General features: G+C 60.3%; 20 protein-coding genes. 12 read left to right on the top strand and 8 right to left on the bottom strand.

The window, feature by feature from the left end:
* The first annotated feature begins 60 nt into the window (after positions 1-60).
* Both ACP6KB_RS20365 and def read left to right on the top strand, forming a co-directional pair.
* Positions 61-1,047: a YihY/virulence factor BrkB family protein gene (locus ACP6KB_RS20365; RefSeq protein ID WP_442109082.1), complete on the top strand. Its 987-nt coding sequence runs from the start codon at positions 61-63 to the stop codon at positions 1,045-1,047.
* Positions 1,037-1,576, top strand: a complete 540-nt coding sequence (gene def / locus ACP6KB_RS20360) for a peptide deformylase (RefSeq protein WP_442109081.1) — start codon at positions 1,037-1,039, stop codon at positions 1,574-1,576. Before ACP6KB_RS20365 ends, def begins: the two co-directional genes overlap by 11 nt.
* Here the strand turns inward: def and ACP6KB_RS20355 are convergent.
* Positions 1,528-1,980, bottom strand: a complete 453-nt coding sequence (locus tag ACP6KB_RS20355; protein ID WP_442109080.1) for a GNAT family N-acetyltransferase — start codon at positions 1,978-1,980, stop codon at positions 1,528-1,530. The genes def and ACP6KB_RS20355 overlap by 49 nt on opposite strands.
* A gap of 284 nt (positions 1,981-2,264) precedes the next feature.
* On the opposite strand from ACP6KB_RS20355, the gene ACP6KB_RS20350 reads away from it, so the two are divergent.
* A complete protein-coding gene (locus tag ACP6KB_RS20350) occupies positions 2,265-2,522 on the top strand; it encodes a DUF2790 domain-containing protein (RefSeq protein ID WP_442109079.1) in 258 nt (85 codons plus the stop codon).
* Between the two features lie 29 nt (positions 2,523-2,551).
* On the opposite strand, the gene ada is transcribed toward ACP6KB_RS20350, so the two are convergent.
* The 3 genes from ada to ACP6KB_RS20335 all read right to left on the bottom strand — a co-directional run bounded on the left by ada (position 2,552) and on the right by ACP6KB_RS20335 (position 5,656).
* Complete coding sequence (gene ada, locus ACP6KB_RS20345) at positions 2,552-3,613, bottom strand: bifunctional DNA-binding transcriptional regulator/O6-methylguanine-DNA methyltransferase Ada (RefSeq protein WP_442109078.1); 1,062 nt, start codon at positions 3,611-3,613, stop codon at positions 2,552-2,554.
* Between the two features lie 76 nt (positions 3,614-3,689).
* Complete coding sequence (locus tag ACP6KB_RS20340; protein ID WP_442109077.1) at positions 3,690-4,313, bottom strand: DNA-3-methyladenine glycosylase family protein; 624 nt, start codon at positions 4,311-4,313, stop codon at positions 3,690-3,692.
* A complete protein-coding gene (locus ACP6KB_RS20335; RefSeq protein ID WP_442109076.1) occupies positions 4,310-5,656 on the bottom strand; it encodes an aminotransferase-like domain-containing protein in 1,347 nt (448 codons plus the stop codon). The genes ACP6KB_RS20340 and ACP6KB_RS20335 overlap by 4 nt, the downstream gene beginning before the upstream one ends.
* Before the next feature lie 87 nt (positions 5,657-5,743).
* Here ACP6KB_RS20335 and ACP6KB_RS20330 point away from each other — a divergent pair, with 87 nt between their 5' ends.
* The 7 genes from ACP6KB_RS20330 (at position 5,744) to ACP6KB_RS20300 (ending at position 10,968) form a co-directional block, all read left to right on the top strand.
* Positions 5,744-6,697 carry a threonine dehydratase gene (locus ACP6KB_RS20330; RefSeq protein WP_442109075.1) on the top strand — a complete coding sequence of 318 codons (954 nt, stop codon included), beginning with the start codon at positions 5,744-5,746 and terminating at the stop codon, positions 6,695-6,697.
* Between the two features lie 84 nt (positions 6,698-6,781).
* Positions 6,782-7,438 carry a LysE family translocator gene (locus tag ACP6KB_RS20325; protein WP_442109074.1) on the top strand — a complete coding sequence of 219 codons (657 nt, stop codon included), beginning with the start codon at positions 6,782-6,784 and terminating at the stop codon, positions 7,436-7,438.
* Between the two features lie 215 nt (positions 7,439-7,653).
* Positions 7,654-8,136 carry a GyrI-like domain-containing protein gene (locus tag ACP6KB_RS20320; protein ID WP_442109073.1) on the top strand — a complete coding sequence of 161 codons (483 nt, stop codon included), beginning with the start codon at positions 7,654-7,656 and terminating at the stop codon, positions 8,134-8,136.
* Positions 8,137-8,385: 249 nt separating this feature from the next.
* Entirely contained in the window at positions 8,386-8,820 is a 435-nt protein-coding gene (locus ACP6KB_RS20315; protein WP_442109072.1) for a YybH family protein, read from the top strand.
* A 57-nt stretch (positions 8,821-8,877) separates the two neighbouring features.
* Positions 8,878-9,222: a YciI family protein gene (locus ACP6KB_RS20310; protein WP_133217427.1), complete on the top strand. Its 345-nt coding sequence runs from the start codon at positions 8,878-8,880 to the stop codon at positions 9,220-9,222.
* Positions 9,223-9,241: 19 nt separating this feature from the next.
* On the top strand, positions 9,242-9,727 hold the full coding sequence (locus tag ACP6KB_RS20305) for an SRPBCC family protein (RefSeq protein WP_442114350.1): 486 nt from the start codon (positions 9,242-9,244) through the stop codon (positions 9,725-9,727).
* Positions 9,727-10,968, top strand: a complete 1,242-nt coding sequence (locus ACP6KB_RS20300) for an RNA polymerase sigma factor (protein WP_442109071.1) — start codon at positions 9,727-9,729, stop codon at positions 10,966-10,968. The genes ACP6KB_RS20305 and ACP6KB_RS20300 overlap by 1 nt, the downstream gene beginning before the upstream one ends.
* Here the strand turns inward: ACP6KB_RS20300 and ACP6KB_RS20295 are convergent.
* Together ACP6KB_RS20295 and ACP6KB_RS20290 are read right to left on the bottom strand one after the other, a co-directional pair.
* Positions 10,965-11,435 carry a MaoC family dehydratase gene (locus ACP6KB_RS20295; RefSeq protein ID WP_442109070.1) on the bottom strand — a complete coding sequence of 157 codons (471 nt, stop codon included), beginning with the start codon at positions 11,433-11,435 and terminating at the stop codon, positions 10,965-10,967. The genes ACP6KB_RS20300 and ACP6KB_RS20295 overlap by 4 nt on opposite strands.
* Positions 11,436-11,470: 35 nt before the next feature.
* Complete coding sequence (locus ACP6KB_RS20290) at positions 11,471-12,415, bottom strand: alpha/beta hydrolase (RefSeq protein ID WP_442109069.1); 945 nt, start codon at positions 12,413-12,415, stop codon at positions 11,471-11,473.
* Positions 12,416-12,623: 208 nt separating this feature from the next.
* On the opposite strand from ACP6KB_RS20290, the gene fadD2 reads away from it, so the two are divergent.
* The gene (fadD2, locus tag ACP6KB_RS20285; RefSeq protein ID WP_442109068.1) at positions 12,624-14,312 is read left to right on the top strand and encodes a long-chain-fatty-acid--CoA ligase FadD2; all 1,689 of its coding nucleotides are present in this window, start codon (positions 12,624-12,626) and stop codon (positions 14,310-14,312) included.
* Positions 14,313-14,598: 286 nt separating this feature from the next.
* Positions 14,599-16,296, top strand: coding sequence for a long-chain-fatty-acid--CoA ligase FadD1 (fadD1, locus tag ACP6KB_RS20280; RefSeq protein ID WP_442109067.1), 1,698 nt, complete (start codon positions 14,599-14,601; stop codon positions 16,294-16,296).
* Between the two features lie 81 nt (positions 16,297-16,377).
* On the opposite strand, the gene ACP6KB_RS20275 is transcribed toward fadD1, so the two are convergent.
* Both ACP6KB_RS20275 and ACP6KB_RS20270 read right to left on the bottom strand, forming a co-directional pair.
* Positions 16,378-17,685, bottom strand: a complete 1,308-nt coding sequence (locus ACP6KB_RS20275; protein ID WP_442109066.1) for an NAD(P)/FAD-dependent oxidoreductase — start codon at positions 17,683-17,685, stop codon at positions 16,378-16,380.
* Positions 17,686-17,716: 31 nt separating this feature from the next.
* Positions 17,717-19,081: a glutamine synthetase family protein gene (locus ACP6KB_RS20270; RefSeq protein ID WP_442109065.1), complete on the bottom strand. Its 1,365-nt coding sequence runs from the start codon at positions 19,079-19,081 to the stop codon at positions 17,717-17,719.
* Between the last annotated feature and the right edge of the window lie 535 nt (positions 19,082-19,616).

Genomic DNA, 19,616 nt, shown 5'->3' with positions numbered 1-19,616 from the left:
TTACTGCAGACCTTAATGAGGAACCGTGGCCATGACCCTCCAGTGGCGAAAGGAGACGCTATGATTTTCCCCGACTTGCGCGGCTTGCCGTTGCATCGCGTGCTGGTGCGCACCGTCAAGGAATTTCTCGATGACGAGATGTCTACCTATGCCTCGGCATTGGCCTACCAGATGTTGTTTTCGCTGTTTCCCTTCCTGTTGTTTCTCATCGCCCTGATTGGTTTTCTGCACCTGCCGGACTTTTTCTCCTGGTTGCGCTTGCAGTCGGAGTTGGTGTTGCCGCCCCAGGCCCTGGAGCAGGTCAACCCGGTGATCGACCAATTGCAGCAGTCCAAAGGCGGCTTGCTCTCGGTGGGTATTGTCATTGCCCTGTGGACGGCCTCAGCGGGTGTGCGGCTGATGATGGGGGCGATGAACGCCGCCTATGACGTGGTTGAAGGCCGCCCGGTGTGGAAGCGCATTCCCTTGTCGATCATCTACACCGTGGGTATCGCCGGAATGTTGCTGGCAGCGGCCGCCCTGATGGTGCTGGGGCCGCAGGTGATGGAGTGGATTGCCGCGCAGATTGGCATGCAGGAGTTCATTGTCACCTTGTGGACGATATTGCGCTGGCCGGCGATCATCATTCTGATGATGGTGGCGGTCGCCTTGATCTACTACGTGATGCCCGACGTCAAACAGGAGTTTCGCTTTATTACCCCCGGCTCCGTGCTGGCGGTGGTGGTGTGGATTGTTGCCTCGTTAGGCTTTGGTTATTACGTAAAAACCTTCGCAGACTACAACGCGATGTATGGAAGTATCGGCGCGATTATTGTGTTGCTACTGTATTTCTATATTTCTGCTGCCGTGCTGTTGTTAGGCGCGGAGATGAATGCGGTGATCGAGCATATGTCTACTGAAGGTAAAAATCCGGGTGAAAAAGAAGCAGGCGAGCTGACGGAGGATCATGATAAAAAGCATGTTTCCGGGCTGGGCCGCGATCATTCGCTCGACCACCCGGCCACGCCGGAAGGTGAACCCTTGAGTCGTACATCCCATGATTCGTGACATTCTGAAAATGGGCGATGAACGCCTGCTGCGTATCGCGCCACCGGTACCTGCGCACCTGATCGGCAGCGCCGAACTCGAGCAGCTGATTGCTGACATGTTCGAAACCATGCGCCACGTCGGCGGTGTAGGCCTGGCGGCGCCGCAGATCGGTGTCGATTTGCAGTTGGTGATCTTCGGCTTCGAACGCAGCGAGCGTTACCCGGATGCAGAGCCGGTGCCGCAGACCATCCTGCTCAATCCGCAGATCACCCCATTAGGCAGCGAAGTCGAAGACGGTTGGGAAGGCTGCCTCTCGGTGCCGGGCTTGCGCGGTGTTGTGCCGCGCTTTCGCAGCATTCGCTATGAAGGCATCGATCCGCAAGGCCAGGTGATCGATCGCCTGGCCGACGGTTTTCATGCCCGCGTCGTGCAGCACGAATGTGATCACTTGATCGGGCGTTTGTACCCGTCGCGCATCCATGACTTCAACAAGTTCGGCTACACCGACGTGTTGTTTCCCGGGCTAGACCCTGCCAGCGACGACTGAGTACGCAGCATCGCCAGCAAGCGCTTGCTGCGCTGGTAGCGTTCCAGGCGTTCAGCCAAAATCGCAGGCATGTCTGTGCAAGGGTCGAACTGCAGGCGTTGATAGAAGGGCAACAGGTCGGGGTGGCAGAACAGCCAGACGCTGCCTTCGCAGCGCTGCAGCGCCGCGTCGACCAGACCTCGGGCAATCTGCTGGCCTCGGAAATCGTGCGCTACCCATAAGCCTGTCAGCCAATTGCCACCCGGTACTGCGCTCAGGCACAACGCGGCGATGATTGCCTCTGCCCGTGCCACCCAAAGCTGCCCTTGAGCGGCTGCACGCATGGACGAACCCTGGCTTTTGTAGAATTTATTCAGCAGCGGCCGTTCGGCTTCGGTCAGCAGGCAGTAGCGTAAGGTGGTCATGGCAATGTCCCGGCAGCGGCTCTGGCTCGGGCTTTTACACGCAGTGACGGCGCCTGTCGAGGGTGAGAATCCCGGCGGATTGTTACCGATTCGGTAACAGTGAATGTTAAGTTCAGGGATTTAACCGTGTTTGGCAACTTGTAAACTATGTTTGTCCCCACAAGAAATAGCAGCGGGACCGGTACTTCGTGTTATGTCCTAGTGTCAGATATAGCAACTTCTCCGCGCCCCTGTTGGCCAATGAAGTCAATCGATTAGTTTGATTGCTTTGCAGGCTTATTATTATGAAAAGTTTACTTGTACTTGCGCTTGTTGGTGTTTCTTCTTTTGCCCTGGCTGATGAAGTTAAAACAGCCAATACTCAGCCGGTGTATGAACAATACGACTACTCGACCAACCTGGATATTGCCAAGGTGATCAGTTTGTCGACGCTTCCCAATGTCTGTGAAGTAGTACCCGCCACCATGGTCTATGAAGACCACCAGGGGCAGCGTCATACCCTTGAGTACCGCGCCATGGGTAATGGTTGCAGCAACGGCTGATCAACCCGGCCCGAGCAACCCTTAGCGCTTTACTGACGTTCACGTTCCAGCAGTTGGCGCTTGCGCTCAACGCCCCAACGGTAACCTGAGAGGTTGCCGTCGCTGCGCACCACGCGGTGGCAGGGAATGGCCACGGCCAGGGCGTTGGCGGCGCAGGCCTGAGCGACGGCGCGCACCGCCTTGGGCGAGCCTATCCGTTGGGCAATTTCGGCGTAGCTGGCGGTGGTGCCTGCCGGGATACTGCGCAAGGCCTGCCAGACCCGTTCCTGAAAAGCAGTGCCACGCAAATCAAGCGGTAGATCCAGATCGACCGCCGGTAGTTCTATCAATCCCACCACTCTGGCCACCAGCGATTCAAACTCGGCATCGCCACCGAGCAAGTTCGCGTTGGGAAACTTGTCTTGCAGATCTTCCAGGAGTACTTGCGGATCATCGACGAGCAGAATGGCGCAGATACCGCGGTCACTCTGCGCCACCAGAATCGCCCCTAAAGAGCATTGGCCAATGGCAAAACGAATCGTGGTGTTAGCCCCTCCGGCCCGGTAAGACCCCGGGGTCATGCCCAAACGGGCATTGCTGGATTCGTAAAAGCGGCTGTTGGAATTGAACCCGGCTTGGTACAGCGCATCGGTAATGCTACCGGCGCTGTGTAGCTGTGTGCGCACTTTACTTGCTCGATGCGCCGAAGCGTACGCCTTGGGGGTGACGCCGGTGATGGCCTTGAACACACGGTGCAGGTGATAAGGGCTCATGTTCAACTGCTCGGCCAGTTGGTTGAGGCTGGGGGCCGACTCGGCCTGTACGATCAGCTGGCAGGCGCGGGTGACCTGTGCCCGGTGTTGTTCGGCCATTAGCGTCTGGTCTGCCGCGTGCCGTTTGTTCGGGCGATAGCCGGCGGCTTCGGCTTGTGCCGGGGTGTCGAAGAACTCGACGTTCTCGATGCGTGGTCGCCGCGCACTGCTGCTGGGTCGGCAATACACACCCGTGGTGCGCACGCCATACACGAAGCGCTGGTCGGCTGCTGCGTCGCGGGCCAGGATCGCTTGCCAGCGTGGGTCGGTTTCGCTGATGCGGGGTTTGTCTTGGCTCATGCCGGGATGCTCTGGGTGAGTAGGGACAGGTCCAGAGTAGGGGAGTGAGCCGCGATGGAAACTCCGGGTCTTGCGTTCAAATTCGTGTACTCGGCACGCGCCACAGGTACCAGGCGGCAATGGTTCGATAGGGGCGCCAGGCATTTCCAAGCTCGATCATCTGTCGGCGGTTGGGTTGCGCGTCCAGGCCTTGCAGGCGGCGGTAGCCCTCGCGTACGCCAAAGTCATCGGCGGGCAGGATGTCCATGCGCTCGAGGGTGTAGATCAGCAGCATTTCCACGGTCCAGCGGCCGACGCCACGCAAGCTCACCAGGCGTTCGATCAATTGCTCATCGTCGAGTGTCAGCGCCTGTTGGTGGTCGGGCACCAGCCCTTGCTGGCGCGCCTTGGCGATGCCCTGGATCGTGGCCAGTTTGTTGGCGGAAAAACCGCAGGCGCGCAGTTGTTCCGGTGTCGTCGCCAGTACTTGCTCCGGGCTGGGAAAGTCACACCCTGGATACAGCGCCAGAAAGCGCCCGAGAATGGCATCGCCGGCTTTCACATGCAGTTGCTGGTAGGCAATGGCGCGTACCAGTGCCTGGTACGGATCACGTTCCGGGCGCGGTTGGTGCAGGCACGGGCCGATGGCCTGAATGTGCGCGGCCCACTGTGGATCAAGGGCGGCCAGAAATTGCTCGGCCTGACGAAACACACCACTCATGTTGCCTCCATCGCCTGGGCTACCCGCACCAGGGCCTGTTTCAACTGTGCACGGCTGCTGGCGGCTGAAAGGCTGATGCGCACTGCCGACAACTCGCTCTGTTTCACCGCAAATACATCGACTGGCACCACTTCGACTGCATTGGCCCGGCAACGCTGCACCAGGGTTTGGGCTGGCAGCGGGCAGCGTAGCCAAATATGTGGCGAAGGGTGCTGGGCGTAAAGCCGCTCACTGCCCAGCAGCTTGCGCGCCAGGCGCCAGCGTTGGGCAACCTCCTCGCGTTGCCAGGCCAGCCTGCGGTTTGCTGTGCCGTCGCTGATCCAGCGGCAGGCAATCTGCAGGTTCAGCGGCGATACCTGCCAATGGGTGGCCTGGGCATGCGGATCAACCCTGGCCAGCAGCAGCGGGTCAGCGACGATCCAGCCCAGACGTAGCCCCGCTGCGACGGTTTTCGACAAACTGCTGATCAGTATTCCCTGTTGCCCCAGCAAGGGCCACAGCGGCGGTTGATCGGTCAGCGCGCCATAGACATCGTCCTCGATCAGCAGCAGGCCATGCCGACGCACCACCTCGGCCACGGCCTGCTGGCGTTCACGGCCCATGCAGGCACCGGTAGGGTTCTGCAGGCTCGGGGTAAGCACCACCACTCGCGCTCCGGTTGCCCGGGCAACCCGGTCAAGGTCGTCTGGCAGAATGCCTTGGTCGTCCTGGGCGATACCGTGCAGGGGCAGGCGCAGTTGGCGGCAGGCGGCTTTGATGCCGGGAGCGGTCAGGGCCTCGACCAGCACCGGCTCACCGGCCTGGCACAGCGACAGCAGCAGGCTGAACAGCCCCTGTTGCGCGCCGCCGCATAACAGAACCTGACTGGCACTCAGGTGCAAGCCGCGATTGGCCAGCCACGCCGCCCCTTGCGCACGGGCCATCAACAATGCGTCGGCGCTCAGGTAATGCTCAAGGCTGCGCACCGCGCCCTCGTGCAGCAACGTCTGCACGGTACGTTCGATGTCATCGCTGTGGGGATCGATCACTGGCACGTTGGTGGACAGGTCGATCAGTTGCGACGGGCCGCTTTGTTCTTTGAGGTGGAACAGCGTGGCTTCTTTACTGCCGGCCAGCACGTAAGTGCCGCGCCCGACCTCGCCACTGACCAGGTGCCTTACCGCCGCTTCACGGTAGGCCTGTTGGGTGGTGCTGGGATTGAGCCCGAGCGCCCAGGCCAGGCGGCGTTGTGGCGGCAGGCGTTCACCGACCTTGAGGTCGCCGCACTCGATGGCGTCGGCAATCGCATCGACCAGTGCCAGGTAACGCGGTTGCTCGCTGTCGGGGAGGGTAGGGGTCCACATTTATTGTTGGCCATGCAATATAAGGTTTTACCCATACAATGGCCCGGCGCTAGGATCAGGTCAAATCCACTGCGACCGAGGTGTTCCATGTTCGACCTGAGTGCCCTGCGTGAAGCTGCCCGCCTGGTGCATGCCCATGTGCCTGCCACGGCTCAATATGCCTGGCCGCGACTGGCCGAGCGCCTGGGCTGCGAGGTGTGGGTCAAACATGAAAACCATGCGCCGACCGGTGCGTTCAAAGTACGCGGCGGCCTGCTGTATGTGCAGTGGCTGCTTGAGCACAAGCCGCAGGTGCGTGGCCTGGTCACTGCCACCCGTGGTAACCACGGGCAGAGCATGGCCCTGGCCGCGCGCAATGCCGGGTTGCCGATCATTATCGTGGTGCCACAAGGCAACTCCCGAGAAAAGAACGCGGCGATGCGCGCGCAAGGCGCTGAACTGATCGAGTACGGTGCTGATTTCGATCAGTCCCGGGAAGAAGCCGCGCGTCAGGCGCAACTGCATGGCTATGAAATGGTGCCGTCGTTCCACCCGCAACTGGTGCGCGGGGTTGCCACCTATGCACTGGAACTGTTCGACGCGGTGGCCGAGCTCGATTGTGTGTATGTGCCGATTGGCATGGGCTCCGGCATTTGCGGGTTGATCCAGGCGCGCAACCTGCTGGGGCTGCGGACCGAGATCGTGGGTGTGGTGTCCAGCGCCGCCGACGCCTTTGCCTTGAGTTTCGAGCAAGGCCGCATCGTTACCACCGCCACGGCCAACACCTTTGCCGACGGCATGGCCTGCCGCATGCCGGTGCCGGAAGCCTTCGAGATCATCCACCAGCATGCCGCGCGGATCGTCAGGGTCAGCGATGACGAGATCGCCCAGGCCATGCGCATCTACCACGAAGATACGCACAACACCGCAGAAGGCGCAGGGGCGGCGGGGCTGGCGGCATTGCTTCAGGAGCGCGAACGTCAGCAGGGGCGCAAGGTGGCGGTGGTCCTCAGTGGCGCCAATGTTGATCGGCAGCGGTATGCGCAGGTGTTGGCGGGCTAAGGCAAAGGGCAACTTTTTCCAATACAACCATGGTTATTCCCGTTCTAATAGCGCCCGTCTTCACTGCCCGCTAATGGAATACCCATGCCCTTTTCCAATGGATTTCTGCTCAGCCTTTCCCTGTGTCTGGATATTGGTATCGCCAATATCGCCATGATTACCCTGGCGATGCAGCGCGGTTTCCTTCAGGGGTTCTGGCTTGGCCTGGGGACCTGTGTCGGCGATTTGCTGTTTGCGATCGCAGCGCTGGCGGGCATGACTGTGTTGCTGCAGTTCGAGACCGTGCGCTGGGTGCTGTGGCTGGGCGGCTCGGTGATGCTGGTGTGGTTTGCGGTGAAGATGTTTCTGGCAGCCTGGCGCGGGGAAGGCCATGTGCAACCCGGGGAAGTGGTGGTGGAGTCGTCCTGGCGTGAGTTTTTGCGCGGAATCTTCCTGGCGATGTCGTCGCCCAGTTCGATCCTCTGGTTCGCGGCGGTCGGCGGTGTGCTGATTTCGCGATCCGGCGGTGGCAGTCTGATGGATGCCGGCCTGTTTTTGTCCGGCTTTTTTGCCGCCGGGGTGCTGTGGTGTGTGTCGTTGTGCTTGATTGCCAGTCATGGCGGGCGGCTGTTGGGTAACCGCTTGCTCACCTGGAGTTACCTGTTGTCGTCGGCGATTTTTGGCTACTTCGCGGTCTATGTGATTGTGTCCGGCTACCGCGAGTTCATCCTCGCCGTGCCGGCGGCCACAGCGGGTCTATAATCACTCGGGGTGCCCGTGTGCAGGCGCCGTCAGGCCGGAGGATCTTCGACATGAAAGGTCTTGATGCGAAAAAAATGGCCAAGAAAAAACCTATGAAAACCGCTGAAGAAAAACGTGCCGCCAAACGTGCCAAACGCTCGGCAGCCAGTGGTTTCCTCCCATGAGATCAACCCGGAGCCCCGCGAGGGGCTCCTTGTTCAAATAAGGCAAAGGATATGTCGACCCCGATTGATGCTGCAGTGCACCCCGTACGCTTTGAACAGGCCGATGCCTTGATCATTGCCGGTATCGGCGGGCGCTTCACGGCGGCTACGATCAGCAGTATTCCTCAGTTGTGGCAGCGTTTCGAACCGCACATCGGCCGGGTGCCCGGCCAGCTGGGGGCGCATACCTATGGCGTGTGCTGCAACGCCGACGGTAAAGGCCACTTCGACTACATTGCCGGCGTGCAGGTTGCCGATGGCCAAGTGCTGCCTGCCGACTTCCAGCAGGTTCACCTCGCGCCCCAGCGCTATGCGGTGTTCGAACATCACGGCAGCCTCGACAACCTCAAGGCGACGTTCCAGGCCATCTGGAACGACTGGTTGCCAGCGTCGGGCGAGCAAGCCGCGCAGGCCCCGGAGTTCGAGCGTTACGGCGAGGATTTCGATCCGTTCGACAGCCGTAGCGTGATGGAAATCTGGCTGCCGCTTCGGTAATAGCCAGGTAGGAGTAAATGTCTTGAATGGCTATTCAGTGGGAGCGGCGGTGCGGCGACCCGACTTGCCCCGCGATGCGATTTAACTGAAAGACCGCAATCGCGGGGCAAGCCCGCTCCTACCAGCCTTCCGTAAAGTAGCGAAAACTTTTACTGAGCCTGTCGATTCCTCACTTCGTCGTTCGACCATCTGTGAATGCGCTGATTGCTTCGGCGCCTGACCTTTGTCGACCCCCATGAGGACATGACCATGAGCAGTGCTGCCGAAAACGAAGTCCGCCAACTGATCGAACGCTGGATTCCTGCCGTCCGCGCCCGTGATATCCCGGCCATTACCGCGCCATACGCTGACGACATCGTCGCCTTCGACGCGGTCAAAGCCTTGCAGTTCAAAGGCAAGGCGGCCTATGTGGCCCATTGGCAGGCCTGCATGGAGCATTGCCCTGGCGACATGATCTTTGAAATGGAACAGCTGCAGATTCATGCCACCCCAGAGCTGGCCCTGGCGCACTGGCTCAATCGTTGCGGCCCGGCCAGTGAAGAGGGCGGTGAGGATAAAAGCTGCTACATGCGCGTCAGCGTTGGATACAAACGGATCAACGGGCAATGGAAAGTCATTCACGAGCACTGGTCGGCACCGTTCGACATGGAGACCGGCGCCGCGCTGTTCTCGCTCAAGCCTTGAGCTGAGCACCTTGAGCATTATGCCGAATTGCACTTTGCCGCTGCGCTGGAGATGACGATGAAGTACCTATGCCTGGTCTATTGTGAAGAAGGGCTGCTGCACAGCCTGCCCGACAGTCCCGCCGATGCCGAATGCATGGCCTATGCCGAGTCGATACAGGGCAGCGGGCGGATGCTGGCGGCCGAAGCACTCAAGCCGGTGCAGACCGCCACCACCGTGCGGGTGCGGGGTGGGCACATGAGCCTGACCGACGGGCCATTTGCCGAAACCAAAGAGCAATTGGCGGGTTTTTATCTGGTAGATGCCCGTGATTTGAACGAAGCCCTGAACATTGCCAAGGGCATTCCTGCCGCCAGGGTAGGCAGCATCGAAGTGAGGCCGATCCGCGAGTTGCAACCCTAAAGCGCAGGAGAACCACATGATGAGCTTTCAACCACCCGGGGCAGCGCAATACGAGCTGTTTCTTTCCCGCCTGATCGACGCGCCGCGCAGCAAGGTGTTCCGGGCCTGGACCGAACCCGATCTGCTCGCACGCTGGTGGGGCCCCAACGGCATGACCACGCCTTTGTGTGAAATGCAGTTGTGGGTGGGTGGTTTGTTTCGCACGGTGATGCAGGCTCCGGACGGTGCCGAGTACCCCAATCAGGGGGTGTTTCTGGAAATTGTCAGCCCGGAGCGGATCGTCTTCACCGATGCCTTCGGGCCGGGCTGGGTGCCGTCGAACAAGGCGTTCATGACCGCGGTGGTGACCTTTGAAGACGTCAAGGGCAAAACCCAGTACACCGCACGCGCCTGGCACTGGAGCGCGACCGATTGCCTGGCCCATGAGGAAATGGGCTTTCATCGCGGCTGGGGCGAAAGCCTGGATCGTCTGGTGACCTTGGTGACCAAGCAGATGCCGGGCTGATGACGGTCGCGGACTCGGTACGCAGCGAAGTCGAGTCGGTCTACAAGCACGAGTCGCGAAGGATTCTGGCGACCCTGATTCGTCTGTTGGGGGATTTCGACCTGGCCGAGGAGGCCATGCACGAAGCGTTTTTCGTCGCCGTCGAGCGCTGGCAACGCGATGGCATCCCCACTAATCCACGCGCCTGGCTGGTGTCTACCGGCCGCTTCAAAGCCATTGATGGCCTGCGGCGACGGGCGCGTTTCGATCGCTCGCAGACGCAATTGATGATGGCGCTGGAGGCGCTACAGGAGGATGAGGTGACAGCCGAGGAGCTGGAAGACGACCGTCTGCGCCTGATCTTCACGTGCTGTCATCCTGCGCTGGCCGATGATGCGCAGGTGCCGTTGACCCTGCGAGAAGTCTGCGACCTGACCACCGAGGAAATCGCCCGCGCCTTCCTGCTCAGCCCGGCCACCATTGCCCAGCGTATCGTACGGGCCAAGGCCAAGATCCGTGATGCGCAGATTCCTTATCAAGTACCGTCGCTGGCGGAACTGCCCGAGCGTCTGGACAACGTTTTGCGTGTGATTTATCTGGTTTTCAACGAGGGCTATTCGGCGTCCTCGGGTGACCAGCTGATGCGCAATGACCTCAGCGATGAAGCCATCCGCCTGGGACGATTGCTGCAGCAACTGCTGCCGGACCCAGAGGTCTTGGGGTTGTTGGCGCTGATGCTGTTACAGGCATCGCGCCAAGCCGCGCGCAGTGATGCCAACGGTGAATTGATCCTGCTCGATCAACAGGACCGCAGCCTGTGGAACCGCCAGTTGATTGCCGAGGGTAGCCAGCTGGTTCAACAGGCATTGCGCAGCCAGCGTTTCGGGGTGTACAGCCTGCAGGCGGCGATTGCTGCCGTGCATGCCGAAGCGGCCAGTGCCCAAGCAACCGACTGGGAAGAAATCGTGGGGTTGTATGACGTGCTGTTGCGCGGTTGGCCATCACCGGTGGTGGAGCTCAATCGCGCCGCTGCCCTGGCCAGCCGTGACGGGCCGCTGGCGGGGTTGCTGGCCGTGGAGGCGATTCTGGCGCGCGGCCAGTTGCAGGACTATCACCTGGCCCATGCCGCCCGTGCCGAATTGTGTCGGCAACTGGGGCGACTGGATCAGGCGCGTGATGCCTACCAGACGGCGCTGGGTCTGACTCTGCAAGGCGCCGAACGGCGGTTTATCGAACGGCGCCTGAGTGAGTTGTCGCGTTAGCCAATGCTGATCGCTGGCGGGCTGACCAGGTCAACCGTTTGCTGTTTGCGTGGCGCCAGGATCTGCGCTTCGCCATCGACCACCAGTTCGTCGTGCTGATTGAACACGCGGGTAGCAATGCGCACTTTGAACTTGGGCAGCTTCTCGAGGATTTCCAGGCGCACGGTGAGGGTGTCACCAATTTTCACCGGTTTCTGGAAGGTCATTTGCTGACCCAGGTAAATGGTGCCTGGGCCAGGCAGCTCGCAGGCCACCGCAGCGCTGATCAGCGCGCCACTGAACATGCCGTGAGCGATGCGCTCCTTGAACATGCTCTTGGCGGCGAACTCGGCATCCAGATGCACCGGGTTGTGGTCACCGGACATGGCTGCGAACAGCTGGATGTCACGTTCTTCGACGGTCTTGCTGAAACTGGCGGTCTGGCCGACTTCAAGGGCTTCGTAAGGCGTGTTGGTGACCTGGGTCATCGAGTAGGTTCCTGCGTGGGACAAGGGCACAACCATCATTCGCTGCGGGCAGGGCGGCACAGGGCCAACGTGTGCTCCAGCCAGTCGATGACGGCGGCCGTGACCTCGTCACGGTTGGTTTCATTAAGCAGTTCATGTCGCGCTTGCGGGTAAAGCTGCAACTGCACATGCTGATTGCCTGCCAGGCGCAAAGCACCGGCCAGATCCTTCAGACGCTTGCCGGCACTGACCGGATCACATTCACCGCCCATTACCAGAATCGGCAGGTTCGGATCGATCTGTTTGAGGTTGGCCGGCAAGCTGATTTGCTCCAGGCCCATCAGCAAATCGATCCACAAGCGGTTGCTGCAGCGAAAGCCGCACAGCGGGTCGGCCACGTAGCGATCGACTTCGGCGCTGTCGCGGCTGAGCCAGTCGAAGGCCGTGCGGGTGGGTTTGAAGGCTTTGTTGAATGAGCCGAACGACAACCAGTCGATCAGCCCGCTGCGCCCCAGTGGCCCCTGGCGCCAGGCTTCCAGGCGAGCAATCAGGCAGGCTGCGCGGTACAGCGCCGGAGGCTGGAAGTTCGAGCCGCTGAGAATCGCCCCTTGCAGACTGGCGCCATGGTGCATCAGGTAAGCCTGGGCGATGTAGCTGCCCATGCTATGGCCAAACAGGAACACCGGAGTGCCAGGAAATTGCTGACCAATGTGCTGGCTGAGCAATCCCAGGTCATTGACTACCGCGCTCCAGCCATTATGGCGGGCGAACAGGCCAAGGGTGCCCAGTTCAGCAGTGCGGCCATGACCGCGCTGATCGTGGGCCAGCAAGGCAAAGCCCGCCGCGCTCAGGGCCTGGCCCAGGCGTTGGTAGCGACCGGCATGTTCGGCCATACCATGGGCCAGCAGCACCACCGCCTTGATTGGCGTGCTCGGCAGCCATTGGTAGACATACAAGCTGCAGTGATCGCTGGCCGGTAGCCAGAACGCATCGTGGTGCATGGCGAGTCCTTGTGCGCACAGATGAGAAGTCAGCTCAGTGTATAACCCAAGCGTGCAATCGAAGGGCAGCGACAAACAAGATTCACAATGTTAATGACAGCGCTTGGCGTATTTGCCGTATGCCTCATACCTGCTAACGTCGGCACAACACCTTCTATGCCAAGCAGGCAAGAGGGCAGGAGCGGCTAAGGTATGAGGACAAGAATAAATGCAGGCTGATTTCTGGAATGACAAGCGCCCCGCAGGCGTTCCTTCAAGCATAGACATGAATGCTTACAAGTCTGTGGTCGAGGTGTTTGAGCGCTCGTGCAAAAAATTTGCTGATCGTCCGGCCTTCACCAACCTCGGGGTCACCCTGACGTTTGCCGAGCTGGATCGTTACTCAGCGGCCTTTGCTGCCTACCTGCAGCAATACACCGACCTGGTGCCGGGCGACCGTATCGCAGTGCAGATGCCCAATGTGCTGCAGTACCCGATTGCGGTGTTCGGCGCCATGCGTGCCGGGCTGATCGTGGTTAACACCAACCCGTTGTACACCGCGCGTGAAATGCGCCACCAGTTCAAGGATTCCGGGGCCCGGGCGCTGGTTTACCTGAACATGTTCGGCAAGCTGGTGCAAGAAGTACTGCCCGACACCAGCATCGACTTCCTCATCGAAGCGAAGATGGGCGACATGCTGCCCGCCGCCAAAGGCTGGCTGGTCAACACCATCGTCGCCAAGGTGAAAAAGATGGTGCCGGACTACCAACTGCCTCAGGCCGTGTCGTTCAAGACGGCACTGCGCCAGGGGCGTGGCACGGTACCGAAACAGGTTGCCCTGAGCCTCGATGACATCGCCGTGCTGCAATACACCGGCGGCACCACTGGCCTGGCCAAGGGCGCGATGCTGACCCACGGCAACCTGGTGGCCAACATGCTCCAGGTGCTGGCAGTGTTTTCCCAGCATGGCGACGATGGGCAGCGCCTGATCAAAGAGGGCCAGGAGGTGATGATTGCACCCCTGCCGCTCTACCATATCTATGCGTTTACCGCGAACTGCATGTGCATGATGGTGACCGGCAACCACAACGTGCTGATCACCAATCCGCGGGACATTCCGGGCTTCATCAAAGAGCTGAAGAAGTGGAAGTTCTCCGGGCTATTGGGGTTGAACACCTTGTTCGTGGCGCTGATGAATCATCCAGAGTTCAAGAACCTAGACTTCTCTGCCCTTAAAGTCACCAATTCGGGCGGCACGGCATTGGTAACCGCCACCGCCGAACGCTGGGAAAGCCTCACCGGTTGCCGCATCGTCGAAGGCTATGGCTTGACTGAAACCTCGCCGGTGGCCAGTACCAACCCCTATGGCAAGCTGGCACGTTTGGGCACGGTGGGGATTCCGGTGCCGGGTACGGCATTCAAGGTCGTCGACGATGCCGGCATCGAGCAGCCGCTGGGTGAGCGCGGCGAACTGTGCATCAAAGGGCCGCAGGTCATGAAGGGCTACTGGCAGCATCCGGAGGCCTCGGCCGAGGCGCTGGACAGCGAGGGCTGGTTCAAGACCGGTGATATCGCCGTCATCGATCCCGACGGCTTTACCCGCATCGTCGACCGCAAAAAAGACATGATTATTGTTTCGGGATTTAACGTGTACCCGAACGAGATCGAAGAAGTGGTCATGGGCCACCCGCAAGTGGCCAACTGCGCGGTCATCGGCATCCCGGACGAGCGCTCCGGTGAAGCGGTGAAGCTGTTTGTGGTGCCGCGTGAAGGCGGGGTCAGCCTGGAAGAGCTCAAAGCCTACTGCAAGGCCAATTTCACCGGCTACAAAGTGCCGAAACAGATTGTTTTGCGTGAGTCATTGCCGATGACGGCGGTCGGTAAAATCCTGCGCCGCGAGCTGCGCGACATCGCCTAACCCCTTGTAGGAGCGGGCTTGCCCCGCGATGCGATTGTGCGGGCAACCCCGCAATCGCGGGGCAAATCCGCTCCTGCTAGTCTTTTTACTCTAAAAATGACTACGCGTTGATCAAGAGTCATTTTTGTGACTATCCGGGCTGCTTTAGCTCTAGGCGACCCTTGGTAAAGCTGCTACTCTCGGCCCGCTTTTGATGATCTGGTTTGCAATAAACCGTAATCTTATATCAATAATAATCGCATCGACTGCGGTGAAGAATTCGCTGGTGCTTGAGGAGTGGGCTTCCATGATCGAAAATTTTTGGAAGGATAAGTACCCAGTCGGGGTTGCGGCGCAGATCAACCCTGACGAGTACCCGAACATCCAGGCAGTATTGAAACAGTCCTGCCAACGCTTTGCTGACAAACCAGCCTTTAGCAACCTGGGCAAAACCCTCACCTACGGCCAGCTGTACGAGTTGTCGGGGGCCTTTGCCGCCTACCTGCAGCACCATACAGACCTGCAGCCCGGCGATCGTATCGCCGTGCAACTGCCCAACGTGTTGCAGTATCCGGTTGCGGTGTTCGGTGCCCTGCGTGCGGGCCTGATCGTGGTGAACACCAACCCGTTGTATACCGCGCGGGAAATGGAGCACCAGTTCAACGACTCCGGCGCTAAGGCACTGGTGTGCCTGGCCAACATGGCGCACCTGGCCGAGAAGGTGGTGCCCAAGACCCAAGTCAAGCACGTTATTGTCACCGAAGTGGCCGATATGCTGCCACCGGTAAAACGTCTGTTGATCAACAGCGTGATCAAGTACGTGAAGAAAATGGTGCCGGCCTATCACTTGCCGCAGGCCCTGAAGTTCAATGATGTATTGAGCAAAGGTGCTGGCAAGCCGGTGCAGGAAGCCAACCCGGGCAGCAACGATGTTGCCGTGTTGCAGTACACCGGCGGTACTACCGGTGTGGCCAAGGGCGCCATGCTGACCCACCGCAACCTGGTGGCCAACATGCTGCAGTGCCGGGCGCTGATGGGCTCCAACCTCAACGAAGGTTGCGAGATCCTGATCACCCCGTTGCCGCTCTATCACATCTATGCCTTCACCTTTCATTGCATGGCGATGATGCTGATCGGCAACCACAACATCCTGATCAGCAACCCGCGCGATTTGCCGGCGATGGTCAAGGAACTGTCGAAGTGGAAGTTCAGTGGCTTTGTCGGCCTGAACACTTTGTTCGTAGCCCTGTGCAACAACGAAAACTTCCGCAAGCTGGATTTCTCGGCGCTGAAAATCACCCTCTCCGGTGGTATGGCCTTGCAGCTGAGTGTTGCCGAGCGCTGGAAAGCGGTCACCGGCTGCGCCATCTGTGAAGGTTATGGCATGACCGAAACCAGCCCGGTGGCAACGGTCAATCCGGCCGAGCAGAACCAGGTCGGGACCATCGGTATTCCGGTTCCTTCGACCCTGTGCAAAATCATCGATGATGCCGGTGTCGAACTGCCGCTGGGCGAAATTGGTGAGCTGTGCGTGAAAGGCCCGCAGGTCATGAAGGGCTACTGGCAGCGCCAGGAAGCTACCGCCGAGATCCTCGACAGCGAAGGCTGGTTGAAGACCGGTGACATCGCCCTGATCCAGCCTGATGGCTACATGCGCATTGTCGACCGCAAGAAAGACATGATTCTGGTGTCGGGTTTCAACGTTTACCCCAACGAGCTGGAGGACGTGCTGGTGACCCTGCCGGGCGTGCTGCAGTGTGCCGCGATCGGTGTGCCGGACGAAAAATCTGGCGAAGTGATCAAGGTGTTTATCGTTGCCAAGCCGGGTGTGACGCTGACCAAAGAGCAAGTCATGACCCACATGCGTGCCAATGTGACCGGCTACAAGGTGCCGCGTTTCATCGAGTTCCGTGATGCGCTGCCAACCACCAACGTTGGCAAGATCCTGCGTCGTGAATTGCGTGATGAAGAGTTGAAGAAGCTGGGCCTGAAGAAGATCGCTTGAGGCAATGAATGATCGCGGGGCAAGCCCGCTCCTACAGGTATCCACTGTGGGAGCGGGCTTGCCCCGCGATGCTTTTCAGCCTTAACGCAATTTCTCAAGCATCTGGTAATACCACATCCCCGCCGCCAGCAACGGGTTGCCCAGCACATCGCCCATCGGCACCTTGATGTGTTTGCAGCCTGCGAAGGTATCGAACTTCTCCAGCGTTCCGGTCAGTGCCTCGGCCATGATTTCGCCCATGATATGGCTGGTGGCGATACCGTGCCCGGAATAACCCTGGCAGTACCAGACATTGTCGGAAAGCTTGCCCAACTGCGGAATGCGGTTGACCACGATACCCATGGCACAGCTCCACTGGAACTCGATCGGCACGCCCTTGAGCGCCGGGAACGTGCGCTCGATACAGGGGCGCAATTCGCCAGCGATATCCCGTGAGTCACGGCCCGAATAGTTGGCACCACCGCCGAACAACAAGCGGCCATCGCCAGTCAGGCGGTAGTAGTCAAGCACAAAGCGGCAGTCATACACCGCCAGGTCCTGGGGGTTGATCTGCGCAGCCAGCTCACCCAGCGGTGCGGTGGTGACAATGCCGCCCATGGCCGGGAAGATCTTGCCTTTGAGCTGACGCTTTTCCAGCTTGTGATACACGTCACCGGCCAACAGAATCTGCTTGGCCTCGACCCGACCGTGCGCGGTGACAACGGCCGGTTGCGGGCCGTGGACAATCTCCAGCACCTCGGAGTTTTCGAAGATCAGCGCGCCCAGGCTGTGGGCGGCGCGCGCCTCGCCCAGGCACAGGTTGAGCGGGTGCAGGTGCAGGTTGCGCAGGTTCTTCAGCGCCCCTATGTACAGCGGGCTTTGCAGGTGTTCGGCCACGGCCTTGCGGTCGAGCAACTGCACCTGCTCACCCATGCCGCGGCGCTGTGCTTCGGCTTCGAACGCCTGCAGTTCCTGCAGGTGCGAGGCTTTCATGGCGGCATGCAAGTGGCCGCGTTTAAGGTCACAGGCAATGCCGTAGCGCTCGACACGCTGTTCGATGATTTGATGGCCGCGCCAGCGCAGGTGCCAGATGAAGTCATCGACGTCTGCGCCGAGCTTTTCGCGCATCTGCTTGCGCATCGCCTCATCGCCCGACAGGCTGCCGGTGACCTGGCCACCGTTGCGTCCGCTGGCACCCCAGCCGATGCGGTTGGTCTCGACAATGGCCACCTTCAGGCCGCGCTCGGCCAGCTCTACGGCGCTGGCCACGCCAGTAAATCCGCCACCGATAATCGCCACATCGACCTTTACCGTACCTTTGAGCGTTGGGTATTCGGTGCTGTCATTGAGGCTGGCGGTGTAGTAGGAGGCACTGCGTTGAGCGGTGCCGGTATTTGCGGCTGCGTTCATAACAAATCCTTGGCGCAAAAATAAAAAGACATCAGGCCTGGGTCAGGTACCAGCGCCAATCCTGCTCGCCAACTTCGGCCATGAACTGCCGGTACTCAGCGCGTTTGACTGCCAGGTACACGCCGAGGAAGGCCTCTCCGAATGCTTCACGTGCCCACTCCGACGACTCCAGCGCTTTAAGCGAGGTGAGCCAGTCGGTAGGCAGCAGTTCTTTGGCCTGGGCATAGCCATTGCCTTCCACCGGCGCGCCGGGATCAAGCTGCTGGCGGATGCCGTGGTGCAGGCTGGCCAGAATCGCTGCAGCCGCCAGGTAAGGGTTGGCGTCGGCGCCACAGATGCGGTGTTCGACATGTCGGCTGTTGGCCGGGCCGCCGGGTACACGCAGGCTTACGGTGCGGTTATCGACACCCCAGGTTGGGGCCAGCGGCGCATAGCTGTTGGCCTGGAAGCGGCGGTAGGAGTTGGCGTTGGGGCAGAACAGCAGCAGCGAGTCGAGCAGGTGCTTGAGCATGCCACCGACCGAATGCCGCAGCAGCGGTGTACCGGCCTTGTCTTCACTGGCGTACAGGTTATTGCCTTGGGCATCGGCCAGGCTGACGTGCATGTGCATGCCGGTGCCAGCCAGGTGATCGAACGGCTTGGCCATGAAGCAGGCCTGCATACCGTGCTTGTGCGCTACGCCTTTGACCAGGCGCTTGTAACGCACGGCCTGGTCCATGGCCAGCAATGCATCGCCGTGCTCCAGGGTGATTTCGACCTGGCCGGGGGCGTATTCGGAGATGGCCGTGCGCGCTGGAATGCCCTGGGCTTTACAGGCGCTATACAGGTCAGCGAGGAACGGTTCGATCTGTTCCAGCTCGCGCAAGCCATACACCTGAGTGCTGCGCGGGCGCCCGCCGTCGGCGTCCAGTGCGGCCTGCGGGCGACCGTGGCTGTCGCGTTTCTGGTCGAGCAGGTAGAACTCCAGCTCGCAGGCCATCACCGGGTGGTAACCCTCGGCTTTAAGCGCGTCGATAACCTTGACCAGCAGGTGGCGCGGATCGGCGATGGTTGCCGGCATGCCTTCTGTAGGGTGCATGCTGACCTGTACTGCCGCCGTGGGAATCTGCCGCCAGGGCAGGCGCACCAGGCTGTTTTCCAGCGGATAGGCACGGCAGTCGATGTCGCCGACGTCCCACACCAGGCCTGAGTTTTCCACATCGTCGCCGTTCAGGGTCAGGCCAAGGATGGTGCTGGGCAGCGGACGGCCGCTTTCATACACCGCCAGCAGCTCTTCGCGGTGCAGCAGCTTGCCGCGTGGTACGCCGTTGGCATCGAGAATGAACAGTTCGATCATCTCGATATCAGGGTTGTTGGCCAGGAACGTTCGGGCTTGCTCGATGGGGGCAAATTGCATGGTGCTCTCGCTCGCGCTGTCAGGCGCACAGGACTGCAGCCGCCGAAGGGCAACAGTCATGACAAATAGGGTCGGCCAGGGACTGGCCGTTCGATTCAGTCTAGTGCGAGCAGGGCGTCTGGTGGGCGGGCATGGCGGCAGTGCCACAAGGCCCAAAAGGCGAGAATGATATGAACCAGCGGATTTTCCCCGGAGCGGGCCCGTACCTTCGGGAACGAAGGGCGCGATAGCGGGCGGGGTAGGCACAGGGGCGAAGTCATGCCGGGATACTCCCACGCCAGTGAAGGTTCATTAAATCAGCCTTTGTATACCTTTAGGTTGTGGGCGGCTAAACAAAGGGGGCTTGAGGTGGGCTTATCCATCAGGCCCTGCCTGTAGGAGCGGGCTTGCCCCGCGATCGCGATCTTTCTGTCACATCGCTTCGCGGGGCAAGCCCGCTCCTACAGTCACCTGGCCTTTACGGGTGCGGTGCCGAGCGGGGGTAAATCTGCGACAATCGCAACCCTTCCTATGCCGATCATGAAAAAGCAGGCTC

This window comes from Pseudomonas sp. NUPR-001, assembly GCF_052147955.1.
Lineage (GTDB): Bacteria > Pseudomonadota > Gammaproteobacteria > Pseudomonadales > Pseudomonadaceae > Aquipseudomonas.
The sequence above is the reverse complement of the archived record's forward strand: the minus strand, read 5'-3'. Positions and strand labels throughout refer to the sequence as shown.